Here is a 22,366-nt window from a genome sequence, read left to right on the forward strand (position 1 = left end):
ACAAAAACTTTTAATCAATTTTAATAATGAAAAAAGCTATTCTCATTATCATTCTGCTAATTATCGTAATTGCAGGATTTTTTGGTTTTAGATTTTATACTAAATATTACGGAAACAACGTAGAAAAAGACGGATATGTTTTGATCCCTCATAATGCAAGTTTTAAACAGGTATTAGATTCTATTGCTCCATATATTAAAAATAAAGAATCTTTCGAAGATGTTGCAAAGGATAAAAATCTTGATAAATATTTAAAAGCAGGTCGTTACCACATCCAAAGCGGAACAGGAAACACCAACTTGGTAAATATGATCAAAGCCGGAAATCAGACTGAGAATACATTTAGAATTGGTGATTTTGGAGATATTTATCAAATGGTTGGTAAAGTAACCAAGAAAACAGAACTGGATTCTTTACAATTTGTAAATGATTTTAATAAAATTGCCACAGAAAAAGGATATAATAATGCAGAAGATCTGAAAAAATATTTTTTCATTGATACTTATAATTTTTTCTGGACGGTAACTCCAAAAGAGTTCTTTAATAAGTTTGACAGTCAGTACAACGAGTTTTGGAATAGCGAAAGAAAAGCTAAAGAACAACAATCCGGCTTAACAAGAGATCAGATTTATGCTTTGGCTTCCATCGTTTATAAAGAATCGGGAGGTAAGAAGGATGAAATGAAAACGATCTCAGGATTATATTTAAACCGTTACAGAAAAGGGATGAAATTACAATCTGACCCAACGGTAATTTATGCCATCAATAAGCAGACAAATTTTAAAGATCCAATAAAAAGAGTTTTCTATAAACATTTAACAACCCCTTCTCCTTACAATACGTATGCTAATAAAGGAATTCCGCCGGGGCCAATTTGTATTGTAGATAAAAGCTCTGTTGATGCCGTTTTGAATGCGGAAAACAACAACTTTATCTTTATGTGTGCAGATCCTAAAAGATTTGGATATCACAAATTTACTGCGAGTGCAGAAGAGCACGCAATTAATGCAAAAGCGTATCAGGATTGGCTGAATTCAAAAAATATAAAATAATAAATAAATTTAACTTTATTTTAACAATCTAATAATTAACATTTAGGTTAAAAAAACGACATATATCTTATAAATAATAAAATAAACTTAATATCTTGAAATGTATTTAATTAACAATTTCATAATATTAAGAAAGATTTTTCACGATTTTACACAAACAATACCTTATGAATCAGACGGAAATTATCAATATTTTCACAAAAAGAACTTTAGGGCTTACTTTTGTACTCTCGGCGGCGGCGTTCGCCTTTGGACAGGAAAAAGCAGGTATTTCAGGAACGATAGTTAATAAAAGTAACCAACCTGTTCCTTATGCTTCTGTGACTTTCAGTAATAAAGCAAATAAATTATTCAGTGATGCTACGCTTACCGACGAGAAAGGACAGTATAAACTAGACCTTACTCCGGGAAACTACGACATCACGATCGAGGCAATCGATTACAAGAAAAGCCTTATCAACAAGCAGATTTCAGCAGCCGGAAATATCGGAGCTTTATCTATAGAAGCTGAAAAAAGCGCTACAAATGTTAAAACTCATGATATTGAAGGTATTGTGCTTACTGCACCAACTACAAAGCCTTATAAAGTTGAATTAGACAAAAGAACGTATGATCCTTCGCAGGATATTGTAAGCAAAGGAGGGAATTTGCAGGATGTTTTACAGAATGTTCCGTCAGTGGAAGTAGATACAGATGGTACTGTTTCAATGAGGGGAAGCAGCAATGTGAAATTTTTGATTAATGGTAAGCCTTCTGCATTATTAGGTATTTCTGAAGGAAGCAATGCTCTTCAAAGTATTCCTGCCGACCAGATTGAAAGAATTGAAGTAATCACAAACCCATCTTCAAAATTTGAAGCATCCGGAACTTCAGGTATTTTAAATATCATCTTAAAGAAAAGTAAAAAAGTAGGTTTTAACGGAAGCGTTGTAGGAACACTTGGTTATCAGCCAAAAACCAATTTGAATGCTAATTTAAGCTGGAGAAAAAATAAATTGACTTGGTTTCTTAATGGTGGCGGTGGTTATAGTGAATCTACAACAACAAGTAGAAACAGTAATATCAATTATGATCAGAATAAAAAATTTCAATTATTAAGATCTGATCAGGAAACTAAAAATAAAAATTATTTTAAAAATTATAATGCAACTGTTGGTTTAGTTTATGATTTGGATGATAAAAACTCATTTAATTTATCTGGAACAGTAAGAACATTTGATGGTGAAACAGACGGAACAATTAATTATAATTTCCTCTATAATAATCCCGATTTTCCAAATACTTATACTTTAAGAACAAGTGACGGGAATAATAATAACCTTGCGTTTCAAGGAGATTTTGGTTGGGATCACAAATTTAATGATAAAGGACATAATCTATCGGTTTCATTAAGTCTTCAGAGAAACAGAAGCAATAATTACACAGATATTTATCAGGAATCAAACTTTATTACTGATTTAGATACTTCTGGAAATATTATTGGTATTACTCCTAAAATAAATTATGAGCTAAGTAATAACTCTCAATATTCACTAACAAAATCTGTAATTGGTAAAATAGATTACGAATTACCTATTGGTGAAAATGCAAAACTAGAAGCTGGTTATAGAATTGACAGAAATGATAATTTCTATGATAATACTGCCAATCGAGCTTTAGGTTTAAATATACCTTTTACTCCTCTAGGTAATTTCACAAACGTTACCAATTATGATGAAATGTTCAATGCATTTTATTTACAATTCCGTAGTAAAATTGGCAACCTAGGATATCAGCTAGGTCTTAGGGATGAACTTTCTAATGTAAAAGTAGATTACAGAAATCTTGAAGGAAGCAAGCCTATTAATGAAAATAAAACGTATAATAATCTGTTCCCAAGCGTATTCTTAAGTTACGATCTAGGAAAAGACAATCAGTTCTTATTAAATTACTCGAGAAGAATTGACAGACCGCGTTCTTTCTTTTTAGTTCCCTATTTCTCTATCACAGACAACCAGAATATTTTCTTAGGAAATGTAAATCTGAATCCATCATATGTTGACTCATTTGAATTCGGATACAGTATTTCTAAAAAGAAATATACTTTAAACCCTACCCTTTTCTATAGAAAAACTACAGGAGATGATAAAACGGTAGCATATCAGGATGATGAAAGAACAAATGTATATTTCACGACACCTGTAAATTTAGGAACGAATGAACAATATGGTTTAGACTTTAATGGTACAGCCGATGTATTTCCTTGGTTAAAATTAATGGGTAACGTAAGTTTATTTGGTTATAAAACAACTGGACTTTATACTTATAACACTATTGATGTTACGGGAGCAAGCATTACCAGAGAGCGTCCTTATGATGGTAGTGGTTTCTCTACAAGAGCAAGATTAAATGCTACATTTAAGGTAGATAAAACATTCAGTTTCCAATTACAAGGATTCTATAGAGGTCCACAAAACACTGCAAGTCAAGATAGAAAAGCAATGTATGCTTTAAATATGGGAGCATCCAAAACGATATGGAAAGGTGACGGAACAATTGCCTTTAATATGCAGGATATCTTCAATACCCGTTCTATGAGAAGCACTAACTATCTGGCAACAGGAGTGAGAGATTCTTACATGCAGTGGCAGCCAAGACAGTTCTCAGTTTCTCTAACATACAGATTCAAACAGGGGGAAAAGGTAGAACAGCCTAAAAAGAAAAAAGACATTAACGCCAATGATACAGGCGGGGACGAGCAAAGCCCAATGTAGGATAAAATATAATCACAAAAAATCCCGAAATAAATTTATTTCGGGATTTTTTTATTTTGTAGCTTTTGCCATTTCGGCTTCAAAGATTCTTTTCCTTAGGTCGCTCGAGGAAAATCTGTGATCTCTTTTGTTGTAAAAAATTTCTATGCCTTTTTCTTCACAGTATTTTTTACCTGTGAAGTCTTTGTCCATATAATCATCCCCGATGATTCTTACATCAATCACAAAAGACTTTAAAATATCTTCCAAATCCTGTTCTGTGTAATAAGGAATGATTTCGTCAACCGCATTTACTGCTTTCAACTGAATATAGCGCTCAACAATAGTTTGTGTGGGCTTATTTTTAGTCGGACGGTCATGAGACGGGTCAATTTGAAGACCTACAATTAGATAATCGCAAACCGTTTTTGCTTCTTCCAACATTTTGATGTGACCTGCATGTAATAAATCAAATGAGGAAAATGTAATGCCTATTCTTTCTGTTTTCATAATGTGTATTTAAAATTTCGCCGAAATAAAGGTATTCTAAGGGATTAAACCGAAATTCAGCAAAGTATTTTTAGTTATATTTTTATTAAATTAATTATTTCTTGATTCTAAATATTTCTGCCACTCCCAAGTGGTTCTTAACGCTTCTTCCAAACTCGTTTCAGACTTCCAATTAAGCTCTTTCTCTGCTTTACCTGCGTTGGCGTAGGCAATCGTAATATCGCCTTCTCTCCTATCGCAGATTTTGTAAGGTACTGCTACATTATTGGCGGTTTCAAAAGCTTTTACAACCTCCAAAACAGATGATCCTTTCCCTGTTCCTAAATTATAAATATCAATCGTAGATTCTTCGGATTGATTGTTCATTAAGCTTTTTAAAGCCGCAACGTGAGCCTTAGCCAAATCTACAACGTAAATATAATCACGAACTGCTGTTCCGTCTACCGTTGGATAATCATCGCCCCAAACACTTAGTTTTTCACGGATTCCGGCTGCCGTTTGCATAACATAAGGTACCAAATTATTCGGAATACCAATTGGTAATTCTCCTAATTTTGCAGATGGATGTGCTCCGATCGGGTTAAAATACCTCAACAAAGAGATTTTTCTGTTGTAAGCCTTTGCAAAATCGATCAGAATTTCTTCGCCCATTTGCTTGGTCTTGCCATAAACACTTTCAGGCATTTTCAATGGAGTATTTTCGTCAATTGGCATTTCATCCGCTTGGCCGTACACTGTACAAGACGAACTGAAAATAAAATTTGAAAGTCCTCTGGTTTTAAACTCCTGAAGGATATTGATTAGAGAAAACAAATTATTTTCATAATAATCAACAGGTCTTTCCTGACTTTCTCCAACTGCTTTATATGCTGCAAAATTGATACATCCATCGATCTGATGAGCATCAAAAACCTGCGTCAGAAGTTCCTTTCTCTTTAAATCAAAAGGATAAAAAACAGGCTTTTTCCCCGCAATTTCTTCTATATTTTTTAAAATAAATTTTTCAGAATTGGATAAATCATCAACAATAACAACATCAAAGTTATTATTCAGAAGTTCTACAACTGTATGAGAACCAATATATCCAAGACCTCCCGTTACGAGTATTGCCATTTTTTAGTAATTGTTATTTTTAATCATTGTGTTTTCCTATTTCTTCTATTTCGTTATTTTTAATTTTATGGCGAAAAAAGTTTATTAGAATTCCAGAACCTAATAGGAAAATTATAAAATATACAAACTGCAAATGAATTTCTTTAAAATCAATAAGATATCTAATAAGATGAAGCAAAATGATTAGAAATATTGCAATATTAAAATTTATAAAAAATTTCTTTGATTCTTTAAAAATACAAATAAAGCTAACTAACAAAGTGGAAAAAATTCCTAATGTCAATATATAAAATACATATTTTAAACTAACATAATTTTCATTAATAATAAAATTGTTTGTTATCATTAATAAAGTAAAATAGCCAAAATATAACAGCCATAAAAAACAAAAAATTATAGCATAAAAATAAGCAAACTTATTTTTAAGTATTCTTTCGTCGTGAAGCATACCTTACCTCATAAATTCCAACACAGCATCCGTAATATACTTCAACTGCTCTTCGTCCAATTCTGTATGCATTGGAAGCGAAATAACCTGATCCAAAAGCTTATCCGTATTCACAAAATCAGCATCATTACTTTCCTGATAATATGCTTTTTGTTTTCTCAAAGCCACAGGATAATAGATCATTGCAGGAATTTCTTTTTCAGCTAAGAATTTTTGAAGATCGTTACGTTTACCGTTCAAAATTCTCAATGTATATTGGTGAAATACGTGCGTAGAGTTTTCTGCTCTTTTCGGAGTCAAAATATTTTCGTTTCCTGCAAAAGCTTCGTCATAATAATCAGCTGCTTTTCTTCTGGACTCATTATAAGAATCTAGATTGGGAAGTTTTTTTCTTAAAATCGCAGCCTGAATACTGTCTAAACGAGAGTTAACCCCAACCTCATCATGATAGTATCTTTCGTACATTCCGTGGTTAACGATTCCTCTTAAACGGTGTGCTAAATCATCATTATTAGTGCAAATTGCACCACCATCTCCGTAACATCCAAGATTTTTCGAAGGGAAGAATGAAGTTGTTCCCACAGTAGACATTGTTCCGGCTTGTTTTACTGTTCCGTCTGAGAAAGTAAATTCTGCACCGATTGCCTGTGCATTGTCTTCAACTACATATAAATTATGCTCTTCAGCAATTTTTAAAATTTCCTCCATATTTGCACACTGTCCGAAAATATGTACAGGAATGATCGCTTTTGTTCTTGGAGTGATCGCTTTTTTGATCGCTTCTGTTGAAATCGTGAATGTATCGTAATCTACATCTACCAAAACAGATTTAAGTTTAAGTAAATGAATAACTTCCACAGTAGCTGCAAAAGTAAAATCTGCAGTGATTATTTCATCCCCTTCTTTCAGGTCTAAAGCCATCAAAGCAATCTGTAAAGCATCTGTTCCGTTCGCACACGGGATCACATGATTTACTTCTAAATAAGACTCCAATTCATTCTGGAAAGACTTTACCTCGGGGCCGTTGATGAAAGCCGCCGAATCCATTACATTTAAAACTGCATTATCTACATCATTCTTTATTTTGTAATACTGACTTTGTAAGTCAACCATCTGAATTCTTTTCATAAATAAATATTTGTGTAAAAATAAGGAATTTAAAATCCTGTCAAAAATTTTATTGATTTTGTTTTATCTTTATACAAAATAAATACATGAAAAAACTTTTACTCTTTTGTATCTTAACGGGTTACTCGGCCGTTTCTGCACAAACACAGCTTGTTTTTGTTTATTTTAATGATAAACCGAACAAGACTGCATTTTATGCCAATCCGTTATCAGAACTGTCCCAAAAGTCCCTCAACAGACGTACAGCATTAGGAATTTCATTGAATGATCAGGATGCTCCGATCGAACAATCTTACATTCAAAACATTCAGAATCTGGGATTTACCGTTACTGATTATTCGAAATGGCTGAATGGAGTTGCCGTTAATGCCACTCCGGCACAGATTATTACGCTTCAGGCTCAGCCTTACGTTGGCTCAGTGGAAAGTTTTGCCAGAAATTCGTCCGGTGTTCCCAAAACTTCGAATGTTAATAAATGGGCAGATTTTAATTCCAATTATTCAACCAGCAAAACATTAACAACTTTTGATTATGGTTCCGGTTCAGACCAGATTGATCAAATTAATTTAAGACAGCTTCACCTTGCAGGTTATACAGGAACGGGAGTTACCATTGCTGTGATCGACAGCGGTTTCCCGACCGTAAATACAGGTTCGGCTTACGCGAGATTATGGACCAATAATCAGATCAAAGGCGGATATGATTTTGCTGCAAAAAGTACAGATATTTATAATCCTTCATTAAATGCGCATGGAACTGTAGTTTTGGGAGCTATTGGAGGATTTATACAAAATACGTTTGTAGGTTCTGCGCCCGATGCCGATTTTTATTTGTACCGAAGCGAAAATGCAACCGTTGAAATCCCCGAAGAGGAACTCTATTGGATCGAAGCTGCTGAGGAAGCCGACAGAAAGGGCGTAGATCTTATTACAACCTCATTGGGATATAATACATTCGACGATTCAAGATATAATTACACCTATGCCAATATGAACGGAACCACTTCATTTATCGCAAGAGCTTCCGAAATTGCTGTTAATAAAGGAATTTTCCTTCTCGTAGCAGCAGGAAACTCGGGGCAACAACCGTGGCATTATATCATAACGCCTGCTGACAATGCTAAAGTTTTCACGATTGGATCGGTTGATTCTGCGGGAGCTTCTTCAGGATTCTCCTCTTACGGTCCCAATTCTGTCGGTGTCGTAAAACCGGACGGAAGTACAAGAGGAAGCGGAGCTTTTACTGTTAATAATAATTCTACAACTACAGTTTCCGGAACTTCTATTGCAACACCAATTGCTACGGGAGGAGTCGCTTGCTTGATTCAGGCATTCCCAACGATGAACAGAGATTTGATGAGAAATAAATTAAGACAAACCGCTTCTCTATCTCCAGCTCACACCGACCAAATGGGATTTGGAATTCTAAATTTCGGAAGTTTCTACAACGGAACATTAAATACATCCGAAATTGTAAAGCAAAAGCAAGTAGCCATTTTCCCAAATCCTGTGAAAAACATCTTGAATATTGCTACAGAAAACAATGTCTTATCTTTAGAAATCTATGATAATTTAGGAAGATTGATTACTAAAAATAATAATCAAAAATCAATAAAAGTAGAAGATTTTGCAAAAGGAACTTATTATCTGAAAATTCAGACGAAGGATAAGGTTTATTATGAAAAATTTATAAAGGAATAAATTAAAAAATCCTCTCAATTTGAGAGAATTTTTTAATTCTAATTTAAAGGCTTCGACTCCGCTCAGCCTGACACTTCTAATACTAAACATTGAATTTGTAGCGATGTCAGGCTGAGCGGAGTCAAAGCCTTTTTAAGTGTAATTTTAAATCCAACATTTGTCATTTCGGAAGAATCTAAACTCTTATAAAAAAGTAGGCATAGATTCCACACTCCACTTCGTTTCGTTTCGTTCTGAATGACAAACTTTAGTTCAAAATTTAATTTAAGCCGAATTCCTGCTCGCATTAATATTTCCAAACAGAGAACGCGTCACCAATTTTTCATAGGCTTCCTTATTCCCTTCTCCTTTTTGAATTTTCATTAAAGCATATTGCTGAATACTCAATAATGGTAGAACAATTTTTTCACGAATTTTCACCGATTTTCTTGACAAAGGATCTTCTTCCTGAAGCATTTTAAAGCCTGTTAATTCAAGCATAATATCTTTTGAAAGGTTATATTCTTCAAAAAGAATATTCCAAAAGGCTCCGAATTTTGGATTGCTTTTAATATAATAGGTTAATGGGAAATATGATTTATTCATACTCATCATCGAGTTCAAAACCAACGTTTTAAAGAAGTCCGAACCTTTGTACAAATCTCTTACTTCTTCAAACCTTCCCTGCTTTTTCATTTCTTCCATCGCAAATCCGAAACCGAAGAATCCGGGAACGTTTTGTTTCAACTGAGACCATGATCCCACAAACGGAATAGCTCTTAAATCCTCAAATTTCAACTCGCTGTTGCCACCGCGTTTTGACGGGCGGCTTCCGATATTGGTTTTACCGTAATATTCCAACGTACTCATTTCCTGTAAATACGGAACAAACATTGGATGCGCTTTAAGATCTGAATATTTTTTATAGCTGATATCTGCCAATTCGATGATCAGTTTTCTTTCTTTTCCGGTTAAATCCTTCTTAGAATTTTTGAAAACATCATTTTCAACTCCGGCCGTTAAAAGTTGTTCGAAATTGTATTTTGCCTGTTCTTTATTTCCGAAAATACTTGTGATCGTCTGTCCCTGGATCGTTAATTCAATCTTATTATTGGCAATCGTATTTCCTTGAGAAGCATAGAAATCGTGGGTTTTTCCGCCACCTCTTGCGGGAGGCCCTCCTCTGCCGTCGAAGAATACTACTTTAATTCCGCTTTCTTCGGAAAGTTTAGTTAAAATTTCTTTCGCTTTATAAATTTCCCAGTTGGCTTTTAAATATCCGCCGTCTTTTGTTCCGTCAGAAAAACCAAGCATGATCGTCTGCTGATTTCCTCTTTTTTCAAGATGCTTTTTATAGATTGGATTTTGGTATAATTCATTCATCACATTTTCAGCATTGGCAAGACCTTCCATCGTTTCGAAAAGCGGAACAATATCCATGTTGATATCTTCATCTTTGTAGCCGCAAACTTTGAAGAATGCATAGACATTCATCACATCTTTTACGGCATCAGAATTGGAAATAATATAACGATTCATTCCTCTGAATCCATTGGCTTGCTGGATTCCTGTGATTTGAGAAACCGTCAGTAAAGTATCCTGAACAATTCCTTCAAAATCATCCGTATTTACTTTATCTGAAATTTGAATTAACTGATTGAATTTCTCATCATTCGTCGCTTCAATATTTCCAAAAACCTTAGCATGAACTTCATCAATTACCTGTTGATGAATTCTGCTGTCCTGTCTAACATCCAACGTCGCAAAATGCGTCCCGAAGATCTTAACACGGTCTCTGAAATTCACCAAAAGCTCCAAAAACAAAGAATTATGATGTTCAACCAAGATCTTTTCTGCTTCGTTGGCTCTTTTTAAAATATCTTCAGTCGTTATTTTTTCATTATTAAAAATAGCAGCGTATAATTCGTCATTCAGTTTTTGTAAAACCTCTGAAACTCCTCTGAAACTCAATCTTCTTCTGATAAATTTCAAATGACTGTAATATGATTTCAAAATAGCTGAACGAAGTTCTTCCGACACTCTTTTTGTAACATCAGCCGTAACGAAAGGATTTCCGTCCCTGTCACCGCCCGGCCAGAAACCAAGCTGAATAATATCTTCATGAAGGTGAAAATGTCCGTTTCCGAAAGTGTTCCTGATCTTCGTAAACAGTTCACCAATCGTGTCATAATACACATATCTCAAATAAGAAATAATACTCAGCGCCTCATCGATAGGAGTAGGTTTTTCTTTATTAACAAAAGGTGTTTTTCCTAATTGTTGGAGTAAAGTATCGATGTTTGTTACAGAATCGGTCGTAATTGCCGTTCTCAAATCCTGAATAATTCTCTGAACCGAACTTGGATAAAACTGTGTTGGATGCGCGGTAAAAACAACTTTTACGGTAAAATCCTTTAATTTTTCACGTACTTTTTCCAGTTTATGATCCAGAAGTGAGCGTTCAAAAAGATTGGTCACCGTTCCGCTGTCACTTTCTGAATGCAGACTTGGGAAGGCGGCATCTTCGATACTGTCGAACAAAACGACCTGTCTTTCTATATATTGAATGATTTTGAAAAGGAGTTCGAGTTTTTGCTCTTCCGACTGTAAATCTGTATGACTTGTAAAGAATTCTTCGACAATCTGTTCAGGCGTTTTTCCTGCTTCATAGCCGTTTTTACTTTCTTCATACAAAAACGGAAGCAACATCCCGATATTCGTCATTTTATCATAAGGCAGGCTCATAAATAATGAATTGTAGATCTGGAATTTATTTTCAACGATCTGCCTGAATTTTTCTGCGCGTTGGTCGTGTATCATATAACAAATGTAGGGGATTTTGGTTTGAATTCAAATGATGTTTCTTTTAAAAATTCATTAATTATACAATTAATATTCTTTCATAGAATTAATTCAATAACTTTATTTAAAACTATTTACCATGAAAGAAGACTCTATAACTGATCCTTTTTATATTCAGATACAAAAGGAAATTAACAGAATTGAAAGAAAAGCTGATAATTATATTTGGCTGTTTTACATTATCCGAATTACCCAAATTATTTTTGCAGGAATAATTACCGTTTTGGCAGGAATGTCAGAAATTGAAGACCTTAGTAATGCTAAAACTATTTTGATTTTAGGCGCGGTAACAACTGCAGTTACAGCATTTGACACTTTATTTCAAGTTGATAATAAGAAAAATACTTATAAACTTGTTTTATTCGAGCTTAGAACTATCAGAGCCGAGATTGTGTATGAATTTATGAAAGAAGGAAAAATTAATGATGAATTTAAGGCAACATTTCTGGGAAAATATCAAAAGGCTACTTCTTATGCCAGAGATCTTATTAGTACGGATATTGATAAAACGAAAGAAGTTAAAAAATAATATTCTTATGATCCTTCTCTGAATTGAGTTTAAAATATATCTTTGCAAAAATTAAAAAACACAATGAAATTCGGTATCATTTTCTATTCAATTTTAGGAATTTTAGCTTTATTAATAGGAGTCTATTTATTACAATATTTTTTCATCCTTTCTATCATATTTTTTATTGGTGCATTTATCAATGGAGTTTTCATTTATAAAGAATATAATATTCACAAAAGCGATAAAATTGAATATGATGAAACTCCACTTCTCGATGAAGTTATTGTTAAATATTCTCTTTCGGGAAGAATCATTGCCATTTCTATCTATAGTATTTTTGTGATCCTGGGAATATTTTTTCTTTCCTGCATCATTATGAAATTCAATTTCATGACAATGTTTATCGTCGCATTGTTAACAGCATTTACTATTTATTTTATTGTAAAAATTATTTTAGAAATTAAGAAAATATCTAAAATCATGATCTCAATTAATGGAAAAGGTATTCAGGTAAAAGATAATCCAAGATATTTGTGGAATGAAATCCAGCTTGAAAAAATTATTGTAAAACGTTTGGTAAGTCGTGAATCCAAACATGATTACAAGCCTGAAGTTAATTATTTATACTTTTTTCACAACAACGAAAAAATAGAAATTAACATTGATGATTTTGATATTACAGATTATCAGCTTTCACAGGTTCTAAAAATATTCAGGGCTCGCCATAATAATTCAAGTTTATTATAATTTTGAATACAACACATTAATGATTAATTTTACAAATCACAGAAATTAATCCAATGAAAAAAATATTCATATTCCTTGTAATGGCTTTTGTTTTTACAGCGTGTGGTGACGATTGCTACAATGCTCCTCAGACGATCGCTTTTGAATTCGTTAATGCTGATGGTGAAAATCTGGTCACGAATGGAACTCTTGCTCCTTTTTCAATCAGTGACGAAAATCAAATCGGCGTACAATTGACCAAAACATCTGACGATAGGATCATTTTGGAAAATGTGGGCGCTTATAATGGTACAAAAAATTATACTTTCTATTCCAATCTTAAAGTTTTTGATTTTTCAATACAATCATCTGAATTTAAAGGAGGTTGTGATGGTTATCAGATCAATAAATTAACTTTCAAAGGTGTCGGAATTGATGTAACAGATGAAAAAGGATATTATAAAATTGTTTTGGAATAAAAATAGCTAATAGTAAAATTGTCTCTGAGCATGGGTAAAATTCCGTCCAGAAAAATAATAAGCATGAAAATTATTTTAATCATCTCTTTTTTAATACCAGTTTTATTCCTTTCCCAAAAAACGGTTTCCGAGGATTACAAAAAAATCCCCGAAATCCTTGACAGCACTGAATTCCTCTACCCTTTTATTAAGCCTGATACAAAATATCAATATTGGTCTGTTCTCCGCAACATTGAAGATCCGGATCCTGATAAGGCTATTATTTACGAAAGTCAGATGCCTGATTATATGACGCTCAATGATCCGGCACCGGAAAAAGGTTTCTTTCAGCAATGTACAACAAGTGACTGCTTCTCCTATATTTTAGCCTGTAAAAATGGCAAAACGGAATATTTTAATAATGAACAGCAATTGAGAAGTTTCATCGGATTTGTTGATAATTTGCCGGAAGCGATTTTGATTGCAGAAACGTATGGTTTTAAAGTTGATACAAGTAGTAAATTAGGCGGTTCTTATAAAATTGATGATCAATATATTTCGATGTATGTTTCTAAAACGAAAAATGATATTCAAAAAGAATCGTTTTTTGTGAAGATCAATAGAAAAACAGGGAAATTGGAGGCAAAAAGTAATGGAACTTATTAATCCACACTCTGTCATTCTGACGAAGGAAGAATCTAACTATGCTTTAATTTGAACCATTAAGTTTGGATTAAGTAGTTAAGAAAATTAAGTTGATATTTTTCACTTCGCTTTGCTCCGTTCTGAATGACAGCGTGTATGTATATATTTGTGTGTAGATTATAAACACATCAAATTTCAATAGTTTTAATGAAACACAATCATAAGAATTTTAAAACTTCCTTAACTCAATTTTCACTTTGCATTGCGTAAATTTGGCTTAAATAAATTTAAGAACAATGCTTAATTTCGAGTTTAAAAATCCAACAAAAATACTTTTCGGGAAAGGTGAGATCGCTAAGATTTCAAAGGAAATTCCTAAAGACGCTAAAATATTAATGATCTACGGTGGCGGAAGCATCAAAAGCAACGGTGTTTACGATCAGGTAAAAGAAGCTTTAAATGGTTATAATGTTCATGAATTCGGTGGCGTTCCTGCCAATCCTGAATATGAAGTTTTAGTGGAAGCTTTACAGGTTATCAAAGAAAAAAATATCACTTATCTTCTGGCTGTTGGCGGCGGTTCTGTGATTGACGGAACAAAATTCCTTTCTGCTGCAGCAAATTACGCAGGTGAACCTTGGGAAATCCTAAAAAAACCGGTAAGAACTTTTGAAGGTGAAGGAATGCCTTTCGGTTCTATCTTAACATTGCCAGCAACAGGTTCTGAAATGAACTCAGGATATGTGATCTCAAGAAGAGAAACGAACGAAAAATTATCATCAGGAGGTCCCGGACTATTCCCTGAATTTTCTGTTTTGGATCCGGAAGTTGTAAGATCAATTCCAAAAAGACAAATCGTCAATGGATTAACAGATGCCTATACTCACGTTTTAGAACAATATATGACCGCTCCGTCTTCTGCTGATTTACAGGAAAGAATTGCGGAAAGTATCCTGATCAGTTTACAGGAAACAGCTCCAAAAATTTTGGCTGATGATTTCAATTATGATGCAGCCGGAAACTTTATGTGGTGTTGTACAATGGCTTTGAATGGATTAATCCAGAAAGGTGTTATTACAGACTGGGCAGTTCACGCCATGGGTCACGAATTAACAGCCTATTACGGAATTGATCACGCAAGAACATTGGCAGTAATCGCACCATCTCATTACCGTTATAATTTTGAGTCTAAAAAAGGAAAATTAGCTCAATACGCAGAAAGAGTTTGGGGAATCAAAGACGGAACTGTTGAAGAAAAGGCAGAATTAGGAATTAAAAAAATGGAAGAATTTTTCCACAGTCTTGATATCAAAACCAAACTTTCAGAATATACGGAAGACTATAAAGGTACTGCCGAAAGAGTGGAAAAAGCCTTTACAGAAAGGAATTGGGTAGGTTTGGGTGAGCATAAGAAACTGACTCCTCAGGATGCGTACAAGATTGTAGAGATGAGTTATTAAATTAGGAATTAAATAATAGGAATTAGGGTTTAGCTATGAGGATAATTTTAAACGGAAAATTTACTGTTAATTTCATCTTTAAAAACCTAATTCCTAAAACTTAAGCCCTAAACCCTTTCTTCAAATTATCTTTTTTACAAACATTCGTTTAAAAAACCTTAATTTCATTATAAATATTTCAAATTTATTTATATTTTAGCATATTCTTAAATTTGTGATAATGAAAAAACAGCTACTTTTATTTGCCTTTTCCGCTTTGGCGCTTACTTCGCTTACTTCTTGCGAAGATGATGATGTTCAAGCTTACGACTTAGACACACTGCAAGGTGAATGGAAAGTCACTAAAACTGAGATCATTTCAGGGAAAGACGGTAAAACGGTACTTGATACTTACAATCCTGTAGGATGTGAATTAAAAAATGTGACTTCGTTCAGTACCGATTATTCCACATCATACAAATATTATGGAGGTGTAGGAGCTGATTGCCAGATCAGCGCGCAAGGTGAAGGTAAATATACTTATGATGCTGAAACGAAAGATATGGTAATAACGTATGACAACAATGTTAAAGAGAAATATAGAGTAATCATCCTTTCAAGCTCGGAACTGAAACTAATGGAAGTTCCTGGTGATGGAGATTATAACGGAGATACAATCAACGATCTTTATTATACTACTTTTAAAAGATAAAACAAAAACTCTCGATTTTATCGGGAGTTTTTTTTATGAGAAAGAATTTTAATTACTAAAAATTATTAAAAAATGAAGAAGATGTTATCAGCATTCTTATTGCTGACCCTTGCCTTTTTCTTTTCACAGGAAAAAAAACCGATGTACTGGCAGGACATTCAAAATTTCAAAAAATTAGATCAGGAGAATGCACCTGCTAAAGATGCTATTCTTTTAGTTGGAAGTTCATCTTTCACAAAATGGACTGATGTTGCCAATTATTTTCCCGATAAAACAATCATCAACAGAGGATTTGGAGGATCAAGATTAACTGATCTTAATTATTATGCGAATGATCTGCTTTCTCCTTATCAACCAAAACAAATTATTGTTTATTGTGGTGAAAACGATTTCGCCGACAATCATAAACTAAAAGCGAAAGAAGTTGTTACCCGATACAAAACGTTCTACAAAAAGATTCGAGATAAGTTCCCGAATATTGAAGTTGACTATATCTCCATAAAATACTCGCCAAGCAGAGAAAGCCTTTGGCCTCAAATGAAAGAAGCCAATAAAAAAATTGCAGCTTTTATGAAGAAAGAACCGAATGCAGAATTCATTGATATCACAAAAGCAATGGAAGACGCCAACGGAAATGTAAGAAAGGAACTTTTTGTAGAAGATATGCTTCACATGACTCCGGAAGGCTATCAGATCTGGACAAAGGTGATGAATCCTTATATGAAATAATTTTCAACCATGATAAAAAAACGACTAACCATTTTAATTCCTATTTTCATCTGTTCTTTGATGTTTGCTCAGAAAGACACCAAAAAGGAAGTATTGAAGGAACTTTCAGAAAAAGCTTGTCAATGTGCAGATTCAATCACATTATTCAATCGGGATAAAAAGGATATTTTGCAAGATGTGCACGGCTGTATCGACAAATATACCGGAGCATTGCAAATTTCATCTCTTCTTTCAAGTGCAGAAGATTTAGCAAAGACTGCTCCCGAAGTGAACGGAAAAAAACAAATTAATCTAAACTTCAATACGAATAAAAAATCTCAGCAATACATTGACAGCTACAATGAGCTTGAACGTTATCTGATGAGAAATTGCGAAAGTGTAAAAAAAGCAACTCAGGTAATAGAAACTAAAACTGAAGGATTATCAAAAGATGCAACGGCACTGGAATTTTACAGAAAAGCAATTGATGCCTCAAAAAAAGAAGACTGGAAAGAAGCTATTGAAAATTCTGAGAAGGCTGTAGAAATAGACCCGAAATTTATTTATGCATGGGATGCTCTAGGAATCAATTACAGAAGAATCGGTGAATATGATAAAGCTCTGAATGCCTATAAAAAATCTCTCGAGATAGATCCTAAAGGTAAAATGCCGCTTCAAAACATAGCCATAATTTATATTTATAAAAAGGAGTTTCAAAAATCAATTGATGCCTATTTAGATTTGGATAAAGTATATCCCGGAGATCCTGAAGTTTATTATGGAATAGGTCAGGTATATTTTACAAGCATAAAAGATGATGAAAAAGCATTAGATTATATATGTAAAGCTTACAGAATTTATAATGATCAAAAATCTCCCTACAGAACAGATGCAGAATCCGTAATGTCATCTATTTATAAAAGTATGAAAGAAAAAGGCAAAACTGAAAAATTTAAAGAAATTTTGAAAAAAAACAATATGCAGTTTGATTAAACGAAAAGCTCCTAAACAATCAAGTAAATATTTTGAAGCAATAGAAAATTTTTCATTTCTTTGTGAACTTTAAAAAATTAAACTAACCATGAAGAAAATCTTATTTCTAGCTGTTTCTGCGGCTTTTGTATTCAGTTCGTGTAGCAACAATGATGATGATGATGACAACTCGGTAAATATTGTCGGAGTATGGAAACCCTCAAAAACTTTAAAAATCTCAGGAAGTAACGGAAATATAATTTCTACTGAAATGGCTTCTACCTGCAACCAAAAGAGTACTTATGATTTCAATGCAAATAATCAGTTGACGAGTCATACTTTTGAGAATGATTCAAATGGCTGTACAGATTTCGGATCACAGACGGCACCATATTCATATGATATGGGCAACAAAAAGATCGTTATTGACGGAGATAGCTATGATGTGGCTAAGCATACTTCAAACGAAATTCAAATCGTTATTGATTATGGACAATTTAATGATGACAACATTGAAGACCATATGATACTCGTCCTTACAAAATAATAAAAGCTCCCAAAATTGGGAGCTTTTTGTTTATTTCTTTCTTTTGGATTTTGAGATCGCTTTTTGTTGCGCTCTGTTGGCTCCAAATTTCTTGGGTTCCTTTCTTTTTGACGGTCCGCCCCAGTTTTCTTTTTTATTTTTATCCTTTTTCTCATGGAAAGCTCCTCCTCCATCAAACAGTTTTGCCTGTGCAGGATTTTTCATGACGATCACATCTTCTTCTGAAATGATCTTTTTAGGATTAATTTTAACTCCTTCCGGGAAATCAACAAATTTTAATTCTCTGTCCATCAATAATTCGATGTCTAAAACAGGGCGCTCTTCTTTTTTAACAACAAAAGAAATCGCTTTACCGTCTTTATCTGCTCTACCCGTTCTACCGATTCTGTGAATATACTGTTCCGGAACCTCAGGAATTTCAAAATTGATTACGTGGGTAATATTTGAAATATCCAAACCTCTCGCCATAACGTCCGTTGTAATCAAACCTCTGATTTCTTCATTTTCAAAGCGTTTCATCGCCTTCAATCTGTAGTTTTGAGATTTGTTTGAGTGAATTACATCAAACTGTTCAGGGAAAAGCTCATCAATTTTAGTGAATAATAAATCTGAATGCTTTTTATTATTAGCGAAAATCAAGACCTTAGACATATCTGCGTCTGATTTCAATAAATGCTCCAACAAATTGATCTTCGTATTGAAGTTTTCAACTTTATAGGCAGTCTGTTCAATTTTTTCAAGCGGAGTTCCGGATTTTGCCAATGAAATCTCGATAGGACCCGCAAAATACTGAGCCAGCATTTCATCCACAGCATCTGTCATGGTTGCAGAGAAAAGAATGTTTTGTCTCTTGTCTCTCATCATTTCGAAAATATGCGTCAACTGCGGTCTGAAACCTAAGTTAAGCATTTCATCAAATTCATCAATGATCAGTTTCTGAACTTCTCTCAGAGAAATAGCATTATCAATCGCTAAATCCATAATTCTTCCCGGAGTTCCTACTAAAATATCACAGCCATTGTTAAATAAAAGCTTCTGCGTATTGATATTTTTTCCACCGTAAATTCCGATAACTCTTGCAGTAATATTTTCCGTTAATTTTTCAACAATTTCAGTTACCTGAACCACTAATTCTCTTGTAGGAACTAAAACAACCACCGTTGGATTTCCGGTTTTGTTATATTTCCAGGTTTTAAGAACAGGCAGCAGATAAGCTAATGTTTTTCCGGTACCCGTCTGTGCAATTCCCATTACATCTCTTCCGGAAAGTATAGGTCCTATACTCTTTTCCTGAATAGGCGTTGGTTCAAACAATTCCAGGTCTGCTAAAACATCTAGAACTTTAACCGGTAAATCAAAATCTGCAAAAGTTATTTTATCCATTTTGCAAAGATAGGCAATTAATTTATTTATGTATAAGGATGGGAGTTGGAAGATGGAAAATGGAAGTTTACCATTAAAAATTTATCTATTTACTTAACTCCCACTTCAGACTTCTAGCTTCAAACCAAAAACAACTAAAGCTTAATACTTTTACTGATCACTTTAATATCATCATCCTTCCAGACGCTTGTTGTAATAATTACATTTCCTTTCTTTTTGGGATCTTTTTTAATAGGAAATTTTTCGTCTTCCCATTGCGAACAGTGTGTAGAAATAGGTGATACCAGAGGTTTCCAAACATTTTTACTCAACGTATACACATATAATGGATGCCAGCAGCTTGTACACCAGTTCGGATAAAAACCGATGTCGTCTTTTCCATCGTTATTTAAATCTTTTAGATTGTATAATGTTCCGTCGTTAGCGGGTGAAATAGTCAATGATTTTATCTTTTTATCACTAAAGTAAATGACGGTTTCGCATTTTCCGTCGCACTCATCACTGCAGTCGCTGACTTTGGTATAGGCATATTCTTTTGTTCCGTTCCCGTCGTAATCGCCTAGAATACCTTCACTTTTCTGGGCGAAAACTAGGCAACTGCAAAATGTGAGAACCAATAGGATTAATCTTTTCATGGCTTTAATTTTTCCTGAATTTTATTTAAACTTAATTCTTAATGCAAAGTTTATCATTCCGGAGGAATCTCTACAACGTTATTAAAGGCTTCGTTGAGATTGCTTCGTCACTTCGTTCTTCGCAATGACAATGTTGTGTTTGTTTTTAAATTATTTCCGAGTAATTCTCAACAAAATTATAATCACCAATACTATTGAAAAAATAAATCCCAGCAAAGCAACCAATGATATCTCCCCTATTCTAGGGCCGGATTCTGAGACAAAAACAATCGCTGTTGCAATAATATTTGCTCCCAAAACCATCGTTAAAATCAAATTGACAATACTTGACTTGATGATTTGATTGGTCTTTTCAATATTCTTAATTTCACTTGAAACGGTGAATTTATTTTCATCTAATTTTTGAAGAACAGAACGAAGCTCTTTCGGAATTTCATCAATATTATCTGCGAAATTCATCATTGTATCCATTCCGTTTTTGAGGATATTCTTTGGGCTGATCTTTTTGGTGAGAATTTTTTTCGTGTACGGATTAAGACTTTTAACGATATCCAGATCAGGGTTGATGGTACGTCCTACCCCTTCTATTAAACCAATTCCTTTGAATAAAAGATAGAAATAATCCGGCATATAGAGACGGTTATCTTTTAAGACGTCTTTCATTTTATTAATAATCGCCTGCGGATCGATCTCTTTTAAAGAAGTACTGTGAACGAAATTCAGAATATCTTCCACATCATTTTCAAATCTTCTTTCATCAGGAATCTCATAGCTTATGGCCATCTTTTTGAGAGACCGTACGATCTTATGAGCATTTTTTGCTACAAAGCTTACAATTAAACTTTCAAGGATTTCTTTATCGTTCGGTTGAATTTTTCCTACAGCGCCAAAATCAATAAAAACAACTTTACCGTCTTTTTTAACTAAAATATTTCCTGCGTGAGGATCGGCATGGAAAAATCCGTAATCCAGGATCTGAGATACAAATAAACGTAAACCAACTTCCGATATTTTTACAGGATCTATATTATGGGCCAGCAATCCGGCTTTATCGGTTACTTTTATTCCGTCAATGAATTCCATACAAAGAACATTATTGTTGGAAAATTCTTCGTAGATCTTCGGAACGTATGTTTCTTTATTATTTTTAAAGTTCCGGGCAAACTGCAGAATATTATTCTTTTCATTAATTAAAGAAACTTCCTCTAATAATGATCTTTCGAATGTTGAAATTGCCTGTTTCAAATTAAGCTTCTCTCCTATCTCAGAATATGATGAAATCAGTTTTTCGAGATCTTTGATCAGGAGGAGATCATCTTCAATAACGGTCTGAACATCAGCTTTTTTTATTTTTAAAATAACTTCATCGCCATTCAATAAAGTTGCTTTGTAAACCTGAGCGATAGAGGCTGTTGCCAAAGGGTGCTTCTGAACCTCAAGAAAATGATCTTTAACCGAAATATTAAACTCATTTTCAAGAATTTCCTGCACATTCATGTCGACTGTATCAACCTTGTCCTGCAGTTTCTGAAGTTCCTGCACCAATTCCGGCGGAAGAAGGTCTTCCCTGTTGCTGAATGTCTGTCCAAGTTTTACAAAAGTGGGGCCGAGTTCTTCCAGCACCAGTCTTATCCTTTCATACACTGTTCCTTTTGAAATGATCTCGTCTGAACCTGAGGAGTCTTCTTCCTGTCTGTTGTTCCCGTTCATTCTTGCGAGCATATCTTTAAAACCATATTTACTTAATACGGAAATTAATCTCGCGGATCTCTTAAATTTTCTTTGCTGTTTGTCGAACATATTCTATTTTCAATAAAAAATGGAGTTGCAAAGTAACTCCAAAAATTATTCCTATTCTTTATTTTTATAGGTCTTTATGAATATTGTAACGGTCATCTGCAGTATTACTACTGCCAACGCAAGTATTGAAGCTGCCATTGCTCGTACTGTACTTGCCATTGCTATTATTTAATCCGCCAATGCTTACACTGTAATCGCCAGCCTGAATATTATAACCGCCATCGCTAATACTGAATCTGCCAATGTTTATATTATAACCGCCAACAGGAATTTTGAATTCGCCAACGCTATTATTTAATCCACCAA

Annotated in this window: 19 protein-coding genes; 12 read left to right on the forward strand and 7 right to left on the reverse strand. The window is 33.8% G+C overall.

Annotated elements, in window-relative coordinates:
- The first annotated feature begins 26 nt into the window (after nt 1-26).
- Nucleotides 27-1,052, forward strand: coding sequence for an endolytic transglycosylase MltG (gene mltG, locus BT156_RS17560; RefSeq protein ID WP_072412079.1), 1,026 nt, complete (start codon nt 27-29; stop codon nt 1,050-1,052).
- A 167-nt stretch (nt 1,053-1,219) separates the two neighbouring features.
- On the forward strand, nt 1,220-3,805 hold the full coding sequence (locus BT156_RS17565) for a TonB-dependent receptor domain-containing protein (protein WP_072412081.1): 2,586 nt from the start codon (nt 1,220-1,222) through the stop codon (nt 3,803-3,805).
- Between the two features lie 51 nt (nt 3,806-3,856).
- Here the strand turns inward: BT156_RS17565 and BT156_RS17570 are convergent, their stop codons facing one another.
- From BT156_RS17570 to BT156_RS17585, 3 genes are all read right to left on the reverse strand, one after another.
- Entirely contained in the window at nt 3,857-4,294 is a 438-nt protein-coding gene (locus tag BT156_RS17570) for an adenylyltransferase/cytidyltransferase family protein (RefSeq protein WP_066750249.1), read from the reverse strand.
- A 90-nt stretch (nt 4,295-4,384) separates the two neighbouring features.
- Complete coding sequence (gene galE / locus BT156_RS17575) at nt 4,385-5,407, reverse strand: UDP-glucose 4-epimerase GalE (protein ID WP_072412083.1); 1,023 nt, start codon at nt 5,405-5,407, stop codon at nt 4,385-4,387.
- Between the two features lie 451 nt (nt 5,408-5,858).
- Entirely contained in the window at nt 5,859-6,983 is a 1,125-nt protein-coding gene (locus BT156_RS17585) for a DegT/DnrJ/EryC1/StrS family aminotransferase (RefSeq protein WP_072412087.1), read from the reverse strand.
- An 86-nt stretch (nt 6,984-7,069) separates the two neighbouring features.
- On the opposite strand from BT156_RS17585, the gene BT156_RS17590 reads away from it, so the two are divergent.
- Nucleotides 7,070-8,683: a S8/S53 family peptidase gene (locus BT156_RS17590; protein WP_072412089.1), complete on the forward strand. Its 1,614-nt coding sequence runs from the start codon at nt 7,070-7,072 to the stop codon at nt 8,681-8,683.
- 264 nt (nt 8,684-8,947) lie between these two features.
- Here the strand turns inward: BT156_RS17590 and BT156_RS17595 are convergent, their stop codons facing one another.
- Complete coding sequence (locus BT156_RS17595; protein ID WP_072412091.1) at nt 8,948-11,482, reverse strand: phosphoenolpyruvate carboxylase; 2,535 nt, start codon at nt 11,480-11,482, stop codon at nt 8,948-8,950.
- 121 nt (nt 11,483-11,603) lie between these two features.
- On the opposite strand from BT156_RS17595, the gene BT156_RS17600 reads away from it, so the two are divergent.
- The 9 genes from BT156_RS17600 (at nt 11,604) to BT156_RS17640 (ending at nt 18,242) form a co-directional block, all read left to right on the forward strand.
- Nucleotides 11,604-12,053, forward strand: coding sequence for an SLATT domain-containing protein (locus BT156_RS17600; RefSeq protein ID WP_072412093.1), 450 nt, complete (start codon nt 11,604-11,606; stop codon nt 12,051-12,053).
- Between the two features lie 63 nt (nt 12,054-12,116).
- Nucleotides 12,117-12,782 (forward strand): hypothetical protein, encoded by a 666-nt coding sequence (locus BT156_RS17605; protein ID WP_072412095.1) that lies wholly within the window; start codon nt 12,117-12,119, stop codon nt 12,780-12,782.
- Nucleotides 12,783-12,835: 53 nt separating this feature from the next.
- A complete protein-coding gene (locus tag BT156_RS17610; RefSeq protein ID WP_072412097.1) occupies nt 12,836-13,240 on the forward strand; it encodes a putative periplasmic lipoprotein in 405 nt (134 codons plus the stop codon).
- A gap of 63 nt (nt 13,241-13,303) precedes the next feature.
- Nucleotides 13,304-13,885, forward strand: coding sequence for a hypothetical protein (locus BT156_RS17615; RefSeq protein ID WP_072412131.1), 582 nt, complete (start codon nt 13,304-13,306; stop codon nt 13,883-13,885).
- Between the two features lie 275 nt (nt 13,886-14,160).
- Nucleotides 14,161-15,324, forward strand: a complete 1,164-nt coding sequence (locus tag BT156_RS17620) for an iron-containing alcohol dehydrogenase (RefSeq protein WP_072412098.1) — start codon at nt 14,161-14,163, stop codon at nt 15,322-15,324.
- 220 nt (nt 15,325-15,544) lie between these two features.
- Nucleotides 15,545-16,015 (forward strand): lipocalin-like domain-containing protein, encoded by a 471-nt coding sequence (locus tag BT156_RS17625; protein WP_072412101.1) that lies wholly within the window; start codon nt 15,545-15,547, stop codon nt 16,013-16,015.
- 72 nt (nt 16,016-16,087) lie between these two features.
- Entirely contained in the window at nt 16,088-16,744 is a 657-nt protein-coding gene (locus BT156_RS17630; RefSeq protein ID WP_072412103.1) for a GDSL-type esterase/lipase family protein, read from the forward strand.
- 9 nt (nt 16,745-16,753) lie between these two features.
- Nucleotides 16,754-17,716: a tetratricopeptide repeat protein gene (locus tag BT156_RS17635; protein ID WP_083582389.1), complete on the forward strand. Its 963-nt coding sequence runs from the start codon at nt 16,754-16,756 to the stop codon at nt 17,714-17,716.
- A gap of 88 nt (nt 17,717-17,804) precedes the next feature.
- The gene (locus BT156_RS17640) at nt 17,805-18,242 is read left to right on the forward strand and encodes a lipocalin family protein (protein WP_072412107.1); all 438 of its coding nucleotides are present in this window, start codon (nt 17,805-17,807) and stop codon (nt 18,240-18,242) included.
- A gap of 30 nt (nt 18,243-18,272) precedes the next feature.
- On the opposite strand, the gene BT156_RS17645 is transcribed toward BT156_RS17640, so the two are convergent.
- The 3 genes from BT156_RS17645 to BT156_RS17655 all read right to left on the reverse strand — a co-directional run bounded on the left by BT156_RS17645 (nt 18,273) and on the right by BT156_RS17655 (nt 22,060).
- Nucleotides 18,273-19,625 carry a DEAD/DEAH box helicase gene (locus tag BT156_RS17645; protein WP_072412109.1) on the reverse strand — a complete coding sequence of 451 codons (1,353 nt, stop codon included), beginning with the start codon at nt 19,623-19,625 and terminating at the stop codon, nt 18,273-18,275.
- 134 nt (nt 19,626-19,759) lie between these two features.
- Entirely contained in the window at nt 19,760-20,260 is a 501-nt protein-coding gene (locus BT156_RS17650; RefSeq protein ID WP_072412111.1) for a hypothetical protein, read from the reverse strand.
- A 150-nt stretch (nt 20,261-20,410) separates the two neighbouring features.
- On the reverse strand, nt 20,411-22,060 hold the full coding sequence (locus BT156_RS17655; protein ID WP_072412113.1) for an ABC1 kinase family protein: 1,650 nt from the start codon (nt 22,058-22,060) through the stop codon (nt 20,411-20,413).
- Nucleotides 22,061-22,366: the final 306 nt, after the last annotated feature.

Origin of the sequence: Chryseobacterium limigenitum (assembly GCF_900114875.1) — a bacterium.
Classification (GTDB): Bacteria; Bacteroidota; Bacteroidia; order Flavobacteriales; family Weeksellaceae; genus Chryseobacterium; species Chryseobacterium limigenitum.